The sequence below is a fragment of the Marinobacterium aestuarii genome, from assembly GCF_001651805.1.
Taxonomy (GTDB): Bacteria; Pseudomonadota; Gammaproteobacteria; order Pseudomonadales; family Balneatricaceae; genus Marinobacterium_A; species Marinobacterium_A aestuarii.
Genome location: NZ_CP015839.1, coordinates 1742473 through 1759141 on the forward strand (window position 1 = coordinate 1742473; position 16669 = coordinate 1759141).

A 16669-nucleotide genomic window follows, 5' to 3' on the forward strand; every position below is an offset into this window, starting at 1 on the left:
TAGCGATGAAGCAAAGAGTGCTGGCGTGCTGCGTATTGATGCTGTTGGCATTTGGTGTGCGCGCCGAACTGGTGATTGAAGTGACCCAGGGCGTGGATGCGCCGACGCCCATCGCTGTGGTCCCCTTTGGCTGGAGTGGCGCCACGCCATTGCCGGAGGATATCGGCGAGATCGTCTCCACGGATCTGCATCGCAGTGGCTTTTTTAGTGCCATGAAGCGCAGCGACATGCTGGGCTTTCCGCAGCAGCAGGCGCAGGTGTTCTTTCGGGACTGGCGTGTGTCGGGTCAGAATTACCTGCTGATTGGTCGTGTGACCTCGACCGGTGGTGAGCAGCTGCAGGTAACCTATGAGCTCTATGATGTGCTTAAGGAAGCGCGGGTGTTCGGCGAACAGATCAGCGGTTCGACACGCAATATGCGTGATATGGCGCACTACATCGCCGATGCGGTATTCGAAAAGCTCACGGGTTTGCGCGGCGCCTTTTCTACCCGTATCGCCTATGTGACCGCCCAGAATCAGGGCGGTGGCCAGCACCGTTACAGTCTGCAGCTGGCGGATGCTGACGGGGCTCGGGCGCGTACCATTCTGGAGTCCCGTGAGCCTATCATGTCGCCGTCCTGGTCCAAGGATGGCAGCAAGCTGGCGTACGTATCCTTTGAAAGTTCGCGCCCGGGTATCTATGTGCAGCACCTGGCCAGCGGCAAGCGCGAAAAGATTCAGTCATTTGCCGGCCTTAACGGTGCGCCGGCCTGGGCGCCGGACGGCCAGCGCCTGGCGTTGACGCTGTCCAAGGACGGCAATCCGGAAATCTATACGCTGGATCTGGCGCGCCGTCAGCTGACCCGCGTGACGCACCATTACGGCATCGACACCGAGCCGACCTGGTCGCCGGACGGGCAGTCTATACTGTTTACTTCGGATCGGGGTGGTCAGCCACAGATCTACCGTGTCTATCTGTCTGATCGGCGAATTGAGCGTGTGACCTTTGAGGGCAACTACAATAGCAGTGGCAAGCTGACGCAGGATGGCCGTTTCCTGGCCATGGTGCATCGCAGCGCAGGTGCCGGAGCTGCCTTCAATATTGCGGTACAGGATCTTAAAACAGGGCGTCTGGATATACTGACCCAGACGTCTCTGGACGAATCGCCAACCATAGCACCGAACGGCAGTATTGTGCTGTACGCGACCCAGCAGGGTAACACCGGTGTACTGGCGGCAGTTTCTCTCGATGGCCGGGTGCGCTTTCGCATGCCCTCGTCATCGGGCGATGTTAGGGAGCCGGCCTGGTCCCCCTACTTGCAATAGGACCGGGCTAACATTACTTTACTCTACACGTTAGCGACCATGATGGTCGCTGCAAGGAGCAATAGAAAGATGCGTGCGTTGAACGTTACCAAGGTTGCTGCTCTGGCTCTTACATTCGCATGGGTTGCAGGTTGCAGCTCCACCAGTACTCAGACTGACAGCGCTGATATGGGCGGTAGCATGGGCTCTGACAGCGGAGCCATGACTTCAGGTTCTGCGGGTATGGGCGGACTGTCGGGTTCCGACCTGCCGGCTGAAGTTGCAAACCTGCAGACGGTTTTCTACTTCGATTTTGATCAGTCTACCGTCAAGGGCGAATCTTTCGCTGATCTGGAAGCGCATGCACGCTACCTGTCGTCCAACCCGCAGGCAGGTGTTCGTCTTGAAGGTCACGCTGATGAGCGCGGTACTCGCGAATACAACATCGCCCTGGGCGAACGTCGTGGTAACGCTGTTGCGCGTTTCCTGATGGTGAACGGCGCCAACGCCGGTCAGGTTGAAGTGATCAGCTACGGCGAAGAAAAGCCGGCAGTGATGGGTCATGGCTCGGATTCCTGGGCGCAGAACCGTCGCGTTGAGCTGAAATACGCTGGCCGCTAAGTGCCCATGACTGTATTCAGACTCAGGTTTCTGGGATTGCTGCTGGCGCTTGCGCCAGTAGCGGTTCTGGCTGCGGATCCCGTGCCGGTCATTGAGATCGCGCCGGGGCCAGGGCAGAGCTACTCCAGTGGCGGCTCAGGGCAGTCCTTCGGCACGCAGGAGGCGCAGCTCATGATGATGCTGCAACAGCTGCAGGATGAGGTGCGCAGCCTGCGCGGCCAGGTGGAATCGCAGCAATACGCGTTCGATCGTATGCAGAAGGATCAGCTGGAGCGATACCGTGATCTCGACCGCCGCATGGGCGCGTTGATCACCGGTGCCGCCGCAGCCCCTGTGGTTCCTGAACTTAATTCTGATGCGGCCTTGCCGGATGCAGCAGCCCCTGGGCCTGAAGGTGCCCCGATTGCGCCTGCTTATAATGCGCCCTCGGCTTCTGCTGGATCAGGCGGCGACGATCAGGCCTATCAGGATGCCTTTGCGCTGGTGCGAGAGCGCAAGTTCAACGAAGCGGCCGGTGCCTTTGAGCGTTTTGTGCAGGACTATCCGGCGAGTGCCCGGCTGGCGAATGCGCACTACTGGCTCGGTGAAATTTACCTGGCCCAGCAGCAGCTGGACCTTGCCCAGACAGCCTTTTCCCGTGTAGTGGATGACTTTCCCGGCAGCACCAAACTGCCCGATGCGCTCTACAAGCTGGGTGTGCTGAATTATCAGCGAGGCAACACAGCTGAGTCTGCGCGTTATCTGGAGCGGGTGATACGTGATTTCCCGCAAAGTTCTGCCGCGCGCTTGGCGCAAAATTTTAAGCGCTAGGCGTCTAGGCGCTTGGTGTTCGTTTGAGCCCGGCCTGTCCGGGCTCAGTTATTTGTTGTATTGCTCACATTTTTAAAGCGGAAGCTGTTTTGATGACTCAATCCTCCCCCAAAGCCGTGGTGTTGCTGTCCGGCGGTCTTGATTCGGCCACAGTGCTGGCGATGGCGCTCGATCAGGGTTACGACTGCCATGTGCTGAGTTTTGACTATGGTCAGCGTTCGCAGACCGAACTGAATGCCGCCCGTGCTGTTGTCAGTGCTCTGGGTGTAAGCGCGCACAAGCACAAGGTTGTTCGTTTGCATCTGGAGGACTTTGGCGGCTCCGCGCTGACCGATCATTCGATCGATGTGCCGGAGCAGGACGCTGAGGGTGAGATTCCGGTGACCTATGTGCCGGCGCGCAATACGGTGTTTCTCTCCCTGGCGCTGGGCTGGGCTGAAGTGCTGGGTGCCAGGGCGTTGTTTATCGGCGTGAACGCGGTGGATTACTCCGGTTACCCCGACTGCCGGCCGGAGTTCATCGCGGCTTTTGAATCCATGGCCAACCTCGCCACCAAGGCGGGTGTCAGCGGTCAGCCATTTCGTATCGAGACACCGCTGATGAGTCTGACCAAGTCGGATATCATTGTCGAAGGTCAGCGGCTGGGGCTGGACTACGGTTTGACGGTGTCCTGCTATCAGGCCGATGATCAGGGGCGGGCCTGTGGCGTCTGTGACAGCTGCCGTTTGCGTGCCAAAGGCTTTGCCGATGCCGGTGTTGAGGATCCGACCCGCTATCAGGCATAAAAGTGGGTTCAGGGGTTGCATCGACGCTGAAAGTCTTTAGAATGCGCAGCCCATCGGGTCGTTAGCTCAGTTGGTAGAGCAGTTGGCTTTTAACCAATTGGTCATAGGTTCGAATCCTATACGACCCACCACATTCGAAAAAAGAGGGAGCACTTGTTGCTCCCTCTTTTTTTGTCGGTTTGCTTTGTGCGCGTTGGTTTTATGTCAGTTGGGCGCGTTCGCGTATATTTTGGCCGTTATCAGTGTGTCAGGGCTTGCAGTCGCGCAAGCTCGGCACAATGAATAGGTAATCGGGTCAAAGACAGTGACGGCGACCGCTGGCGCAGAACTGTGGTATTATTCTGCGCCTCGAAATTCACATCGGGTTTGTTGCCCCAATTTTGACAGACTGACATGACGCCTATGTTGAGCAAGCAGGACATCTCCGAGCGCATCCTGGTGCAGGAGCACTTAGCCAAAGAACATCTGCCGGACGACATGAGTCGGGCGGATGTCGAGCGCTATAAAGCGCGTATCAAGGCATTGCTGAAAGAAAAGAATGCCTGCCTGGTGGCGCACTATTATACCGAAGCGATTATCCAGGAGCTGGCCGAAGAAACCGGCGGCTGTGTCGCTGACTCGCTGGAAATGGCGCGCTTTGGCAATGCCCGCCCGGAAACCACGCTGCTGGTAGCCGGTGTGCGTTTCATGGGTGAAACGGCGAAGATCCTGAGCCCGGAAAAGCGCATTCTTATGCCGACCCTTGAGGCGACCTGTTCGCTGGATATTGGTTGTCCAGCGCCTGAGTTCACCGCCTTCTGTGATGCGCATCCGGACTACGAGGTTGTGGTGTATGCCAACACCTCCGCTGCGGTCAAGGCGCGGGCCGACTGGGTCGTGACCTCCAGCATTGCGCTGGATGTGGTTGAGCATCTGGCGGATCAGGGCAAGAAAATTATCTGGGCGCCGGACAAGCATTTGGGCGCCTATGTACAGAAGCAGACGGGCATCGAAATGCTGATGTGGGATGGCGCCTGCATCGTGCACGAAGAGTTCAAGGCCAAGGGGCTGCTGGATCTGAAGCAGGTGTACCCCGATGCCGCCATTCTGGTGCACCCGGAATCGCCGGCGTCAGTGATCGAGCTGGCTGATGCGGTGGGGTCAACCTCCCAGCTGATCAAGGCGGCAGCCGAGCTGCCAAACCGTGAGCTGATAGTGGCGACCGACCGCGGTATCTTCTACAAGATGCAGCAGGCAGCACCGGACAAGGTGTTTATCGAAGCGCCGACCGGCGGCAGTGGCGCGACCTGTCGCAGCTGTGCGCACTGTCCCTGGATGGCGCTGAACGGTCTTGAGAATATGGTGACGGCGCTGGAAGAGGGTCGTGATGAAGTGCTGGTCGATGCATCTCTGATTGCTGCGGCGCGCCGACCGCTGCAGCGCATGCTGGATTTCTCCGCTGCGCTCAAGGGGTAGAGCGTTTTGCCGGGGCCTGCGCCCCGGTCGCCTGTCACCCCTTTCACAGGCAAGCTATAGGCCAGAAACTGTCCCCTCAGGGTGGTTCGGCACTTTCTCTGATCCCGGCGCCCGCCGGGATTTTTAGTGTCTGCCTTTCCTTGGTATCAAAAATCCATTTTCAGGTTTTCACGCAGCTGCTCGGCATCCGTCTTGTAGGCTTGCAGTCGCGCGCGGTCTGACTCGGACAGCATCTTTTCCTTCAAGGCAAAATCCACCTGGCGTAGCGCCTTGTCGACGTCTGCCGTGCGCAGAAAATATTCAATGCGGGCTTCGTGTACGCGCAGAATCTGCTGTTCCAGGCCATAGGTCTCGGCGAGGTTGAAGCGGCTGTCGATATCGTTGGGGTGGCGCCTGAGCAGCGACTCGTACAGCTGGGCAGCCCGGGCGGGCTGCTCCATGTCCTGCAGCAGGCGGGCGTAGGTTTTCTGCACCGGCAGGTTGTTGGGATAGAGCTGATTCAGTTCGCTGAGGATCTGCTCGGCTTCACTGTCGCGCTTGGCTGCGTGCAGGATTTCGGCGCGGCTGATGCGCACATAAAGATGCTGTTGCCAGCTACTATCCAGGCTGTCGAGTGCCTTGAGGGCTTTGGCGTGATCGCCGTTAGCGCTCGCGGCCATTGCCATGCCGTAGTAGTCGCGGCTGCTGCCGCTGTTCTGTGCCGCCGCTTCGAAACTGGCCAGGATGGCGCCCGGGCGGTCGGCGTAATGCACCTGCAGGCGGGTGCGGGCGATATCAAATTCGGGGCTCTGACGCTGCGTACTCGGCATCGGCAGCTGGGCGGCGCGGTTGAGGGAGTCGGCGATGCGGGACTGGGTCACCGGGTGGGTGAGCAGAAACTCAGGTGGACGGTCGCCGTAAAAGCGCATCGAACGTTGCATGCGCTCAAACATGCGCGGCATGGCGCCGGGGTCTATGTCGGATGCTGCCAGTGTGGCCATGCCAAGGCGATCGGCTTCCTGCTCGTTCTGGCGGCTGAATGAGAGTCGTGCCAGCTCGCTGGCACCCAGGGTTGAGCTCAGCGCTGCGGCGCCCGCCTGGGCGTCGGCCGCAGCGACCAGGATGCTGCCCAGCACTGCAGCCATCATGAAGGGGCGATTGCGGCGCTCTTCTTCCAGTTGCTGGGCAAAATGGCGTTGGCTGAGATGCGCCAGTTCGTGCGCCAGCACGGAAGCGAGTTCGTCTTCCGCCTCGGCCGACAGCAGCAGGCCGCCATGCACGCCGACGATGCCGCCTGGCACTGCAAAGGCGTTGAGTGTCGGGTTGTCGACGGTGATCAGCTCAAGCTGCGGCTGTTGCAGTGCGCTGTTGGCGGCCAGCTTCCACAGCAGGTCTTCCAGATAGCTGTAGACGACAGGGTCTTCGAGCAGCTTGGCGCGCCCGCGCAGCATCCGTCCCCAGGTGTCGCCCAGGCGTGCCTCCTGCGACAGTGAAACGATGGATGAAGAGGTGTCGCCGATGGTTGGCAGGTTCTGCGCAGCCTGGGTTAGCGGCGGCAGGGACAGCAGTAGCCCCAGCAGCAGAGGGGGCAGTTTTTTGGGCGCTAGCATGGGTTTCCTTATCATCAATCGCTGACGATTATCGTACAGAGCTTTATGCTAATATCCAGCTTCCCAAGCGACCCGGCAAGAGGGGTAATCATGGTAAGCGGTGAATTCGATCAGGTACTTGATGCCAGTGGGCTGAATTGCCCGCTGCCGTTGCTCAAGGCCAAGCAGGCACTGAACCGGCTGCAAAGCGGTGCTGTGTTAAAGGTCATTGCGACCGATGCGGGATCGGTGCGGGACTTCAAGGCATACACCGATCAGTGTGACCATGAGCTGTTGCAATCGTTCACCGAGGACGAGCGTTACATTTACATTATCCGGCGCTCCTAGCCTGCAGAGATTCTATATGCGCAAGATTTTCGGTAAATGGATTGATCGGTATTTCTCTGACGAAGAGGCCCTGTTGCTGTTTGTGCTGCTGGCGGTGGGCCTGACGGTCATTATTACCCTGGGGCAGCCGCTGGCGCCGGTGTTTGCCGGCATAGTGCTGGCGTTTCTGATGCAGGGCTCGGTGGACTGGCTGGTCTCCCGAGGGCTGAGTCATCTGCCGGCGGTGGTGTTGGTGTTTGCGGCCTTTGTCGGTTTCTTTCTGGCGTTGCTGTTGTTTGTCATGCCGCTGGCCTGGAAGCAGCTCGTCACCCTGTTTAACGAGTTGCCGCGCATGGTGTCCCATGTGCAGTCGTTGTTGTTGCTGTTACCGCAGAAATACCCCGACTTTATTTCCGAGTCCCAGGTGCGTGAGCTGATCCAGCTGGCGACCACTGAGCTCAGCCAGGCCGGACAGTGGGTGCTGACCTTCTCGCTCAACTCCCTGGGTAATCTGGTGGCGCTGCTGATTTACGTGGTGCTGGTGCCTATCCTGGTGTTTTTCTTTCTCAAGGATGGTCGCAAGCTGGTGGGTTGGTGGGCGTCATTCCTGCCGGAGCGCCGTTACATGATGACCAAGGTGTGGCGCGAAATGGATGATCAGATCGCCAACTACATTCGTGGCAAGGCGCTGGAAATCCTTATCGTTGGCACTGTGACTTTTGTGGCGCTGGCGTTTCTTGGGGTGAATTACGCGGCGCTGCTGGGCATTATTGTCGGCTTCTCGGTGCTGGTGCCCTATATAGGTGCCGCACTGGTGACCCTGCCGGTAGCGCTGATTGGCTTCTTCCAGTTTGGCTGGGGCCCTGAGTTCATGTGGCTGATGGTGGCCTACGGCATCATTCAGGCGCTGGATGGCAACGTGCTGGTGCCGCTGCTGTTTTCGGAAGCGGTGAATCTGCACCCGGTGTCGATCATAGTCGCGGTGCTGATATTTGGCAGTTTGTGGGGTTTCTGGGGCGTGTTCTTCGCCATTCCGCTGGCGACGCTGGTGAAGGCTATTCTGAATGCCTGGCCGGGCAGTCAGAATCAGGTGGCGACGCTGCCCGGTGATGGTCAGCCACAGCCTTAGAGAAGCAGTCCTGGCTGGGACAGGGCGCCTGCGCGGGCGCCCTGTCGGGCAGCCCGCGTCTGTGAATCAGAGCGCCTTGACGGCCTCGAGCACGGCGTCGGCGTGGCCGGCGACTTTAACCTTGCGCCATTCGTGGCGCAGCGTGCCGGTCTTGTCGATCACAAAGGTGCTGCGCTCAATGCCCATGTGCTCTTTGCCGTAGAGTTTCTTGAGCTTGATAACGTCAAACAGGCCGCACAGGCTTTCATCACTGTCGCTGATCAGCTCGAACGGAAATGACTGTTTGGCCTTGAAGTTCTCATGGGCACGCAGGCCGTCGCGCGACACGCCGAAAATATCGGTATCCAGTGCCTGAAATTCAGCATACAGATCGCGAAAGTTCTGGCCTTCGGTGGTGCAGCCGGGAGTGCTGTCCTTGGGGTAGAAATAGATCACCAGGTTGCGACCGCGCAGGGTGCTGGAGTCGACGGTCAGGCCGCTGGTGGCCTGGGCGCTGAAGTCCGGTACGGGCAGGTCAAGTGATACTTGGCTCATGGGGATTCCTTTATGGGTCAAAAAACGGGTACGCTTCGGGCGTGTAAATCGTATAGAATACTGGGCCTTTCTGCGAGATCAAACCCACCGGTGGCTGAGCCTCTGGGGGAATCCGGTCTCGTTGTACGAGTCTGGTGCGCACAGTACCATAGACCCGAATTTGTCAGATGGAGAAAGTAATGATTACTGGCAGTATTGTTGCGCTCGTTACGCCGATGCAGATCAACGGAGATGTCGACTGGGACGCTCTGGACAAGGTTATCGACCTGCATCTGGATAACGGCACCGATTCGATCGTGGCCGTCGGGACCAGCGGCGAGTCCGCAACCCTGGACTGTGACGAGCATTGCCAGGTGATCAAGTACATCATCAAGCGGGTCGCCGGGCGCCTGCCGGTGATTGCTGGCACCGGTGCCAACTCCACCCGTGAGGCCATCTCCCTGACGCGCCGTGCGGCGGAACTGGGTGCTGCGGCATGTTTGTTGGTAACGCCGTATTACAACAAGCCGACCCAGGAAGGTCTGTACCAGCACTTCAAGGCCGTCGCTGAGGCCGTGGCCGTGCCACAGATTCTCTACAACGTGCCGGGCCGTACCGCCTGTGACATGAGCAACGACACTACACTGCGTCTGGCCGAGATCGATAACATTATCGGTATCAAGGATGCGACCGGCAGCGTCGAGCGTGCCCGTGATCTGGTGGCCCGTGCGCCCAAGGATTTTGCGATCTACTCCGGTGACGATGCCACGGCGGTCGAGCTGATTCTGGCCGGTGGTCATGGCAATATCTCGGTGACCGCCAATGTGGCGCCGGCCGAGATGGCCGAGCTGTGCCGTCTGGCACTGGCTGGCGATGCCGATGGCGCCCGTGCGATGCAGAAAAAGCTGATGCCACTGAACACTCAGTTGTTTGTAGAGTCCAACCCGATTCCGGTGAAATGGGCCCTGTACGAAATGGGTCTGATTGGTCCCGGTATTCGTTTACCACTGACGCTGCTGGCCGAGAGCTGTCAGCCGATCGTTCGCAATGCGCTGCGCGAGAGCGGCATCATTCAGGGCTGAACCCATCATGATGAAGAGTCAAACGCTGACCGGTGCGCTACTGGTTGCCGTCGCGGGGCTGTCAGGTTGCAGCTACCTGTCCAGCAACCCGCTGTACGGTGAAGAGGGTCTGGTACGCAACCGCTCCCAGGATTACGAAGCCGCCCAGGCGCAGGCACGGTTGGAGATTCCGCCGCATCTGCAGACCCGTGAGCTGAACGAACAGCTGGTGGTGCCGGTGGTGGGTGATACCGCGACCCTGCGCCAGAATGATTTCAAGGTGCCACGGCCTGAGTTCTTCTATGCCGACACCGGCTCCGAGCGTGTGAACCTGTCACGCCTGGGTGACGAAAAAATTATCGTCGTCGATGAGCCCATCGCCGATGTCTGGCTCAAACTGCAGGATTTCTGGCGTTTCAATGGCATCGAACTGGCCAAGTCCGATCCGCGCCAGGGGCAGATGGAATCCGGCTGGATTCGTGTCGATGGCAAGGAATACAGTTTTGCCGACCGCTGGATCAAGAAGCTGTCTTTCCAGGACATCGAAACCGATACCCGCAACAAGCTGCGCATCAGCCTGAAACCGGATCCGGAAAACTACGCCCGTACCTCCATCCGTATCGATCATGTGGCGTTTCCGTTCAGTCAGCAGGTCGATTCTATCGACTGGAGTGCTCAGGCCAGCGATGTCGGCTACAAGAGCGACATGATGTTCGACATGCTGCGCTATCTCAGCAAGGCCACGGCCGACTCCAGCGCCCAGAGCCTGCTGGCACTGCAGCAACGCGAGACGGGGCGCCCGCTGCTGGGGCGTGATTCGCGTGGTAATCCGACGCTGAAGATCGAAACCCCGATTGATAATGCCTGGAAACTGATTGATGGTGCACTTACGGCGGCGGAGCTGGACGTAGGTACGCGGGATCAGGAGCGCGGCATTTTCTATCTGACCTATACCACCACAACGCCGGTGGACGATCCCAAAAAGGCTGGTTTCTTCGAGTGGCTGCACGGCGAGCGTGACGATATCAAGTTTGATACCGGCTTGCTTGAGCGCACCCTGGGCCTTGGCGAGACCGATGCCGATAATGGTATCAGCTACAGCGCCAAGACGACCGACCGTCTGGTTGAGGGCGTGGTGGATCAGAGCGATCTGGCGGATCCCGACAACCTGGCCAACCGTGAAGGCTACAAAATCTGGTTTGCCGGCAAGGTCATCTATGTCTTTGGTGATGATGGCAAGGATGGTGGTCTGAACCGTGAAACCGGCAACTATGAATTCGTGGGCCGCTATCAGCTGCGCATGAACCGTACACGCAGCGGCAGCTATTTGAGTGTCAACACGGCTGAAGGCATAGCGGCGCCCGCTCTGGTAGCAGAAGAAATTCTGTGGAGCGTCAAGGATCACCTGCCCGCAGGCTGAATCTTGGTGCCTTCAGGGGGCGCTCTCGGTGACGACTCAGGCCTAAGCCTGAGCGATAATTGATGACCGATTAACGACAAAGGGGCTGCGGCCCCTTTGTCGTATCTGAGCCAAAGAGTGCATTTAAGAACAGGAGTGGGATTCTATGGAAAAGGCAGTGTTTCTTGATCTCGAAAGCCTGGAAGACATCGACCTGGCCGCGCTGGCGGCTGAGTTTGATAGCTTCGAAACTCACATGGCTACAGCGCCTGCAGAGGTGGCAGCGCGCATTCGGGATGCCGAGGTGGTGCTGGTCAACAAGGTGCGCCTTGATGCAGCAGCGCTGCAGCAGGCGCCAAGACTCAAGCTGATTTGCGTGGTTGCGACGGGCACCAACAATGTGGACCTTGAGGCGGCGCAGCGCCTGGGTATTCAGGTGTCGAATTGTCGCGCCTACGGCAATGATTCCGTGATTCAGCACGTCTTCGCGCTGCTGCTGGCGCTCAGTACGCGCCTGCTGGATTACCACCAGGCAGTGCAGACCGGGCGCTGGCAGCAGGCCGGGCAGTTCTGCTTTCTGGATTTTCCCATCGCAGAGCTCGCTGGCAAGACGCTGGGCATTGTTGGTTATGGCAATCTGGGCCAGGGTGTCGGGCGCATTGCCGAGGCGTTTGGCATGAAGGTCATGATCGCACAGCGCCCGGGTGGGCCCGCTGAAGCGGGTCGTGCGCCGCTGGATGAACTTTTGCCCCAGGTGGATGTGCTGACGCTGCACTGTCCGCTGACCGAACATACTCGCAACCTGCTTGATGCCGCGGCCTTCAGACGCATGAAAAACTCGGCGTTGCTGATCAATGTGGCCCGCGGGGGCATCGTTGATGAGGCGGCGCTGGCAGAAGCCCTGCGCACTGGGGAGATCGCGGGGGCGGCCACCGATGTGCTCAGCGTGGAGCCGCCCAGGGAGGGTAATCCGCTGCTGGACAGTGGTATCCCCAACCTGATCGTGACGCCGCACAATGCCTGGGGCAGCCGCGAAGCCCGGCAGCGCATCATCGGCCAGACGCTGGACACGGTGCAGGCCTTCAAGCGCGGGGAGGCGCTGCGGGCCGTTTGCTGACGCCCGGCTAAAAGGGTACCGGTGCCTCAAAGTCCAGCGCCTCACCGCTGACCGGATGCTGCAAGCCGAGCTGCTCGGCGTGCAGCATCAGGCGTGGCGCCCGGGCAATGATCTCGGGCGGAGCGTAGAAGTTGTCCCCCAGAATGGGGTGTCCCAGGGTGTGCAGATGCACCCGCAGCTGGTGCGAGCGACCGGTAATGGGGTGCAGCTGAATGCGACTCTGGATCCCATCAGTCTCCAGTAGCCACCATTCGGTGCGGGCGGACTTGCCCTCAACAGGGTCGACGATCTGCAGCGGGCGACGCTCCCAGTGACAGCGCAATGGCCAATCCATCACGCCGCTGTTCTCGGTAGGGCGGCCGGCCACCAGTGCCTGATAGCGCTTGCGAGTTTCACGCATCTGAAACTGACGGCTCAGCTCGCGGTGGCTGGCGGCATTGAGCGCCAGCACCATGAGGCCGGACGTGGCGCAATCGAGCCGATGCACGATGCGGGCGGTGGGGAAATCCGCCTGTACCCGATGCCAGAGGCAGTCCTGCTTGTCCGGGCCGCGGCCCGGCACCGACAGCAGGCCGGCGGGTTTGACCACCACCACCAGCTCTGCGTCAGCCCAGGTCAGGCTGTAGTTCATGGGGTCAGCTCAAACAGCGCCAGTGCCTCGACGTGGGCGGTATGGGGGAACATGTCCATGGCACAGAAGCGGCTCAGGCGATAACCGGCCTGGGCCAGTTCGGCGCCGTCCCGGGCCAGCATGGCCGGATTACATGAGACATACAGGATGCGTTTGGCCTTGTAGCCGATCAGCTGCAGTATGGCTTCGCGGGCACCGGTACGCGGGGGGTCCAGCAGGATCAGGTCAAAGCCTGTGCGATACCATTTCTGATGGCGGAAGTCCTGGCTGAGGTCGTTGCGAAAGAAGGTGGCGTTCTCGATGCCGTTGGCCTTTGCATTGAGGGTTGCCCGCTCGGCCATGGCTTCGCTGCCTTCTATGCCTATGACTTCGCCACAGCGCGTCGCCAGGGGCAGGGTAAAGTTGCCAAGGCCGCAGAACAGATCCAGCACGCGGTCCTGGGGCTGCGGATCGAGCCATTCGATCGCGCGGGACACCATTTGGCGGTTCAGATCCGGGTTCACCTGCAGGAAGTCGCCGGGGGCAAATCCCAGTTCCAGCTTGAATGCCGGCAGGCTATAGGTCAGCGGCTGCTCGGCGTCCTTGCCGGCGTACTGAGTACCCTGTGCGTCTTCAAGGTAGAGCTGCAGGTCGAACTGTTGGGCCAGGGGCTGCAGGCGTGCCTGAGTATCGGCACGCAGTGGCTTCTTGGTGCGCAGGGTCAGGGCGCCCCGGCTGTCACCATACTGAACCTGGGCGTGGGTGATGGATTTCAGGTCGTCCAGCCCCCTGAGGGTATCGCGCAGTCCGCGGAACAGATCCTGGGCGCGTACATCAAGCACGTTGCACTGCTCGATCTGCAGCAGCTTGTTGCTGGCGCGGCGGCGAAAGCCGATCAGGGGCTCGCCGTTACGCTGCAGCTGGTTGATGCCGACGCGGGCGCTGCGACGATAGTGCCAGGGCTGCGAGACCAGGGGTGTCTCGATCTGTTCAGGTACCAGGTTGCCAATGCGCTTGAGCTGGTCCAGCGCCTGGTCCTGCTTGAAGCGGATTTGCTGGTCGTGGCGCAGGTGCTGCAGGTCGCAGCCGCCACACTGGCCGTAATGCTGGCAGCCGGGGTCGCAGCGATCAGGGCTGGCGCTCAGTACTTCCAGGGTCTGGGCTTCGGCGTAGCGGTTGCGGTCGTTGTCGATGCGCGCCTTTACCTGTTCGCCGGGCAGGGCGCCGGTCACAAATACGGTCTTGCCCTCAAGGCGCGCAACCCCACGGCCTTCATGGCTCAGGCCTTCAATGTCCAGGGTTTGTGGACTGCGGCTGGCACTCTTGCGGGCGGGGCCCCCAAAACGGATCGGTTTGCTGCGGCTCATGACAACTCTCGCTAGTGAATGGCGCGCATTCTAGCAGTCTATGGCCCGGGGTGAAAACGTGGCGTGGCTTATGCTGGGTCTCAGAGCAGGCCTAGAGGCAGGCACAGCACCAGATAGACCGCGACCTCCGCCAGCTGCTGGGTCGCGCCCAGGCAATCGCCGGTATAGCCGCCGAGCCTGTGTCTGAACAGGCGGCAAAGATAGAGTCGTATCAGCAGCAGCGCGGCTATGACGGCAACTGCGCTGTAGACTGGCAGCATAAGCAGGCAGGCCAGTGCCGGGATGGCGGCAATCAGTAGTTCGGCTCGGCTCGTATTGCTTGCCAGCGGGCGTACCTTGCTGAGCTGGTCGAGCTGTACATAGCGATCGGTGTGGATCAGACTGACGGCAACGAAACGGCTGAGGGTGTGACCTGCGATCAGGGCAATCAGTATATCGCTGACACTGATCAGGCTGGCGAACTTCAGGCCCAGCACTACTATCAGGCCCAGGGCGCCGTAGCTGCCAAGCCTTGAGTCTTTCATGATGTCCAGCGTTTGCTGCGGAGTCCAGCCGCCGCCAAAACCATCGCACAGATCTGCCAGGCCGTCTTCATGAAAGCCACCGGTCAGCAGCAGGATGCAGCCGGTACTGAGCAGTACGGCGATGGTCGTCGGAAACAGCAGCGCAAATATTGCGTAAAGCGCTGCCGCGACAAGTCCAACGATCAGGCCCACCAGTGGGAAGTAACGGCTGGCGTGATTGAGCTCATCGGCGCCGAACTTTACCCAGGCGGGTGCCGGGATGCGGGTGAAAAAAGTCAGGGCGTTAAAAAAAAGATGTAGTTCCCGGGTTAAAGCGTTCATTCGGACTCGCATTCAGGCCTGCGCTTGGGTATATATGACGCGGCCACACTCTAGAGCAAAAGAGGCATCAGATCTATGAGCAGTCAGGAACATCCGTTTGCAGTCTATGTCCGTATTCTCGGCAAGGGCAAGAAGGGCTCGCGCTCGCTGACCACCGAAGAAGCCCGTGATGCTATGGGGATGATTCTCGATGGGAAGGTGCGGCCCGAGCAGCTCGGGGCCTTCCTGATGCTGCTGCGGGTGAAGGAAGAGGCGCCGGAAGAGTTGTGCGGTTTTGTCACTGCGGTGCGGGAGCGGCTAGAGGCACCGCAGGATCTGCAGGTCGATCTCGACTGGTCCAGCTATGCCGGCAAGAAGCGGCGCCTGCCCTGGTTCCTGCTGGCGTCCCTGGCGCTGGCTCAATCCGGCGTACGGGTGTTCATGCACGGCGCGCGCGGCCATATGCCGGGGCGGCTTTACACCGAAGACATGCTCGACCTGTTCGGCCTGCCCTCCTGTAATGACTGGGCGGAGGTCGCGGCTGAGCTGGATGGGCGCAACTTTGCCTTTATGTCCATTGATGCGCTGGCACCGCAGTTGGGTGACATTATTCAACTGCGCTCGGTGCTGGGGCTGCGCTCGCCGGTCCATACGCTGTGCCGGTTGCTCAATCCGCTGGGGGCGGAGCGCGTTATCGACGGCGTCTTTCATCCGCCCTACGGCCCCATGCATCAGAAAACGAGCATGCTGCTGGGGATGCGCAATAGCGTAACGGTTAAGGGGGATGGCGGCGAGGCCGAGCTCAAGCCTGATTCTGAAAGCGAACTGCAGTGGATCCTTGGCGGGGAAATGCACACCCAGCAATGGCCAAGATTGCTGGGCCAGCGCGTGGTTCGCGACGAAAGTCTGCAGCCGCGGGAGCTGCTGCAATTGTGGCGTGGCGAGCTGGAGCATGAGTACGGCGAGGGCGCTGTTATCAATACCCTGGCGGCGGTGCTGAAGCTGCTCGGGCGTGTATCTGAGCCTGAAGAGGCGGTACGCCAGGCGCGGGAACTGTGGCGCGCGCGCACCAAAGATGCGTACTAGAAACTCAATTAATCGTGTAAAAAATATACAGCTGATGCTATTTGTGGATAATGGCTGTAAATATTTCAACCAACTGTTGCTGAATCATGCCCCATAGAATCCTTCAGAATCGTCGCACTTTTATCAAGACTCTGGCCGGTACCGCGGCAGGGCTGGCAGGCTCGGGTGCTATAGGTGCACCGCTGATCAAGAATCCCGGGCTTGAACGCAAGCTCACCCTGAACAATATGCACACCGGTGAGAAAATGACCGCGGTCTACTGGGCCGACGGTCATTACATGCCCCAGGTACTGCAGGAGGTGGATCATCTGCTGCGAGACCACCGTACCGGCACCTCGATCCAGATGGATCGCCAGCTGTTCGATCTGCTCTACCTGCTGCAGCGCGATGTCGGCCTGCACAAGGAGTTTCAGGTGATCTCCGGTTACCGTTCGCCCGAAACCAACGAGAAGCTGCGCAAGCAGGGCCAGGGCGTTGCCAAAAAAAGCTACCATATGCAGGGCAAGGCGATTGATATCCGTGTGCCGGGCATTGCGCTGCGGGATGTGCAGCGCATGGCGCTGAAAATGAAGGCCGGCGGTGTGGGGTTTTATTCGCGCAGCAACTTTCTGCATGTGGATGTCGGGCCCGTACGTCACTGGGGCTGAGTACTGACATAGCTGTACCGCGGTTGCTGCAAAAAGCCGCCTTCCTGCACGGAAGGCGGCTTTT

General features: G+C 59.7%; 17 protein-coding genes and 1 tRNA gene. 13 read left to right on the top strand and 5 right to left on the bottom strand.

Features of this window, described 5'->3' with window-relative positions; genetic code table 11:
• Positions 1 to 5 precede the first annotated feature (5 nt).
• From tolB to nadA, 6 genes are all read left to right on the top strand, one after another.
• Positions 6 to 1307, top strand: coding sequence for a Tol-Pal system beta propeller repeat protein TolB (tolB, locus tag A8C75_RS07790; RefSeq protein WP_067380351.1), 1302 nt, complete (start codon positions 6 to 8; stop codon positions 1305 to 1307).
• A 201-nt stretch (positions 1308 to 1508) separates the two neighbouring features.
• Entirely contained in the window at positions 1509 to 1907 is a 399-nt protein-coding gene (gene pal / locus A8C75_RS07795) for a peptidoglycan-associated lipoprotein Pal (RefSeq protein WP_335622951.1), read from the top strand.
• Between the two features lie 6 nt (positions 1908 to 1913).
• Positions 1914 to 2717, top strand: coding sequence for a tol-pal system protein YbgF (ybgF, locus tag A8C75_RS07800; RefSeq protein ID WP_067380357.1), 804 nt, complete (start codon positions 1914 to 1916; stop codon positions 2715 to 2717).
• A gap of 92 nt (positions 2718 to 2809) precedes the next feature.
• Positions 2810 to 3502, top strand: coding sequence for a 7-cyano-7-deazaguanine synthase QueC (gene queC, locus A8C75_RS07805; RefSeq protein ID WP_067380360.1), 693 nt, complete (start codon positions 2810 to 2812; stop codon positions 3500 to 3502).
• Between the two features lie 55 nt (positions 3503 to 3557).
• Positions 3558 to 3633, top strand: a tRNA-Lys gene (locus A8C75_RS07810).
• 271 nt (positions 3634 to 3904) lie between these two features.
• Positions 3905 to 4957: a quinolinate synthase NadA gene (nadA, locus tag A8C75_RS07815; protein WP_067380363.1), complete on the top strand. Its 1053-nt coding sequence runs from the start codon at positions 3905 to 3907 to the stop codon at positions 4955 to 4957.
• Positions 4958 to 5103: 146 nt separating this feature from the next.
• On the opposite strand, the gene A8C75_RS07820 is transcribed toward nadA, so the two are convergent.
• The gene (locus A8C75_RS07820) at positions 5104 to 6546 is read right to left on the bottom strand and encodes a M48 family metalloprotease (protein ID WP_067380367.1); all 1443 of its coding nucleotides are present in this window, start codon (positions 6544 to 6546) and stop codon (positions 5104 to 5106) included.
• 90 nt (positions 6547 to 6636) lie between these two features.
• On the opposite strand from A8C75_RS07820, the gene A8C75_RS07825 reads away from it, so the two are divergent.
• Both A8C75_RS07825 and A8C75_RS07830 read left to right on the top strand, forming a co-directional pair.
• Positions 6637 to 6873: a sulfurtransferase TusA family protein gene (locus A8C75_RS07825; RefSeq protein ID WP_067380370.1), complete on the top strand. Its 237-nt coding sequence runs from the start codon at positions 6637 to 6639 to the stop codon at positions 6871 to 6873.
• Between the two features lie 16 nt (positions 6874 to 6889).
• Positions 6890 to 7981, top strand: a complete 1092-nt coding sequence (locus A8C75_RS07830; RefSeq protein ID WP_067380373.1) for an AI-2E family transporter — start codon at positions 6890 to 6892, stop codon at positions 7979 to 7981.
• 66 nt (positions 7982 to 8047) lie between these two features.
• On the opposite strand, the gene A8C75_RS07835 is transcribed toward A8C75_RS07830, so the two are convergent.
• The gene (locus A8C75_RS07835; protein ID WP_067380375.1) at positions 8048 to 8515 is read right to left on the bottom strand and encodes a peroxiredoxin; all 468 of its coding nucleotides are present in this window, start codon (positions 8513 to 8515) and stop codon (positions 8048 to 8050) included.
• 179 nt (positions 8516 to 8694) lie between these two features.
• Between A8C75_RS07835 and dapA the strand changes: the two genes are divergently transcribed.
• The 3 genes from dapA (at position 8695) to A8C75_RS07850 (ending at position 12071) form a co-directional block, all read left to right on the top strand.
• Positions 8695 to 9576 (top strand): 4-hydroxy-tetrahydrodipicolinate synthase, encoded by an 882-nt coding sequence (gene dapA / locus A8C75_RS07840; RefSeq protein ID WP_067380378.1) that lies wholly within the window; start codon positions 8695 to 8697, stop codon positions 9574 to 9576.
• A gap of 7 nt (positions 9577 to 9583) precedes the next feature.
• Positions 9584 to 10975: an outer membrane protein assembly factor BamC gene (bamC, locus tag A8C75_RS07845; RefSeq protein WP_067380380.1), complete on the top strand. Its 1392-nt coding sequence runs from the start codon at positions 9584 to 9586 to the stop codon at positions 10973 to 10975.
• Positions 10976 to 11120: 145 nt separating this feature from the next.
• Positions 11121 to 12071 (top strand): 2-hydroxyacid dehydrogenase, encoded by a 951-nt coding sequence (locus A8C75_RS07850; protein WP_067380384.1) that lies wholly within the window; start codon positions 11121 to 11123, stop codon positions 12069 to 12071.
• A 7-nt stretch (positions 12072 to 12078) separates the two neighbouring features.
• Here the strand turns inward: A8C75_RS07850 and A8C75_RS07855 are convergent, their stop codons facing one another.
• The 3 genes from A8C75_RS07855 to A8C75_RS07865 form a co-directional block, all read right to left on the bottom strand.
• Complete coding sequence (locus A8C75_RS07855; protein WP_067380387.1) at positions 12079 to 12702, bottom strand: pseudouridine synthase; 624 nt, start codon at positions 12700 to 12702, stop codon at positions 12079 to 12081.
• The gene (gene rlmD, locus A8C75_RS07860) at positions 12699 to 14048 is read right to left on the bottom strand and encodes a 23S rRNA (uracil(1939)-C(5))-methyltransferase RlmD (protein ID WP_084783854.1); all 1350 of its coding nucleotides are present in this window, start codon (positions 14046 to 14048) and stop codon (positions 12699 to 12701) included. The genes A8C75_RS07855 and rlmD overlap by 4 nt, the downstream gene beginning before the upstream one ends.
• An 80-nt stretch (positions 14049 to 14128) precedes the next feature.
• Positions 14129 to 14893: an adenosylcobinamide-GDP ribazoletransferase gene (locus tag A8C75_RS07865; protein ID WP_067380390.1), complete on the bottom strand. Its 765-nt coding sequence runs from the start codon at positions 14891 to 14893 to the stop codon at positions 14129 to 14131.
• Positions 14894 to 14968: 75 nt separating this feature from the next.
• On the opposite strand from A8C75_RS07865, the gene A8C75_RS07870 reads away from it, so the two are divergent.
• Together A8C75_RS07870 and mepK are read left to right on the top strand one after the other, a co-directional pair.
• Positions 14969 to 15958 carry a glycosyl transferase family protein gene (locus A8C75_RS07870; protein ID WP_067380392.1) on the top strand — a complete coding sequence of 330 codons (990 nt, stop codon included), beginning with the start codon at positions 14969 to 14971 and terminating at the stop codon, positions 15956 to 15958.
• A gap of 86 nt (positions 15959 to 16044) precedes the next feature.
• A complete protein-coding gene (mepK, locus tag A8C75_RS07875) occupies positions 16045 to 16605 on the top strand; it encodes a peptidoglycan L,D-endopeptidase MepK (RefSeq protein ID WP_067294925.1) in 561 nt (186 codons plus the stop codon).
• The last annotated feature ends 64 nt before the right edge of the window (positions 16606 to 16669 follow it).

What these genes read in the sequence shown, in the direction of transcription:
- tolB (WP_067380351.1), top strand. Translation starts at nt 6, where the DNA reads ATGAAGCAAAGAGTGCTGGCGTGCTGCGTATTGATGCTGTTGGCATTT.
- pal (WP_335622951.1), top strand. Translation starts at nt 1,509, where the DNA reads ATGACTTCAGGTTCTGCGGGTATGGGCGGACTGTCGGGTTCCGACCTG.
- ybgF (WP_067380357.1), top strand. Translation starts at nt 1,914, where the DNA reads ATGACTGTATTCAGACTCAGGTTTCTGGGATTGCTGCTGGCGCTTGCG.
- queC (WP_067380360.1), top strand. Translation starts at nt 2,810, where the DNA reads ATGACTCAATCCTCCCCCAAAGCCGTGGTGTTGCTGTCCGGCGGTCTT.
- nadA (WP_067380363.1), top strand. Translation starts at nt 3,905, where the DNA reads ATGTTGAGCAAGCAGGACATCTCCGAGCGCATCCTGGTGCAGGAGCAC.
- A8C75_RS07820 (WP_067380367.1), bottom strand. Translation starts at nt 6,546, where the DNA reads ATGCTAGCGCCCAAAAAACTGCCCCCTCTGCTGCTGGGGCTACTGCTG.
- A8C75_RS07825 (WP_067380370.1), top strand. Translation starts at nt 6,637, where the DNA reads ATGGTAAGCGGTGAATTCGATCAGGTACTTGATGCCAGTGGGCTGAAT.
- A8C75_RS07830 (WP_067380373.1), top strand. Translation starts at nt 6,890, where the DNA reads ATGCGCAAGATTTTCGGTAAATGGATTGATCGGTATTTCTCTGACGAA.
- A8C75_RS07835 (WP_067380375.1), bottom strand. Translation starts at nt 8,515, where the DNA reads ATGAGCCAAGTATCACTTGACCTGCCCGTACCGGACTTCAGCGCCCAG.
- dapA (WP_067380378.1), top strand. Translation starts at nt 8,695, where the DNA reads ATGATTACTGGCAGTATTGTTGCGCTCGTTACGCCGATGCAGATCAAC.
- bamC (WP_067380380.1), top strand. Translation starts at nt 9,584, where the DNA reads ATGATGAAGAGTCAAACGCTGACCGGTGCGCTACTGGTTGCCGTCGCG.
- A8C75_RS07850 (WP_067380384.1), top strand. Translation starts at nt 11,121, where the DNA reads ATGGAAAAGGCAGTGTTTCTTGATCTCGAAAGCCTGGAAGACATCGAC.
- A8C75_RS07855 (WP_067380387.1), bottom strand. Translation starts at nt 12,702, where the DNA reads ATGAACTACAGCCTGACCTGGGCTGACGCAGAGCTGGTGGTGGTGGTC.
- rlmD (WP_084783854.1), bottom strand. Translation starts at nt 14,048, where the DNA reads ATGAGCCGCAGCAAACCGATCCGTTTTGGGGGCCCCGCCCGCAAGAGT.
- A8C75_RS07865 (WP_067380390.1), bottom strand. Translation starts at nt 14,893, where the DNA reads ATGAACGCTTTAACCCGGGAACTACATCTTTTTTTTAACGCCCTGACT.
- A8C75_RS07870 (WP_067380392.1), top strand. Translation starts at nt 14,969, where the DNA reads ATGAGCAGTCAGGAACATCCGTTTGCAGTCTATGTCCGTATTCTCGGC.
- mepK (WP_067294925.1), top strand. Translation starts at nt 16,045, where the DNA reads ATGCCCCATAGAATCCTTCAGAATCGTCGCACTTTTATCAAGACTCTG.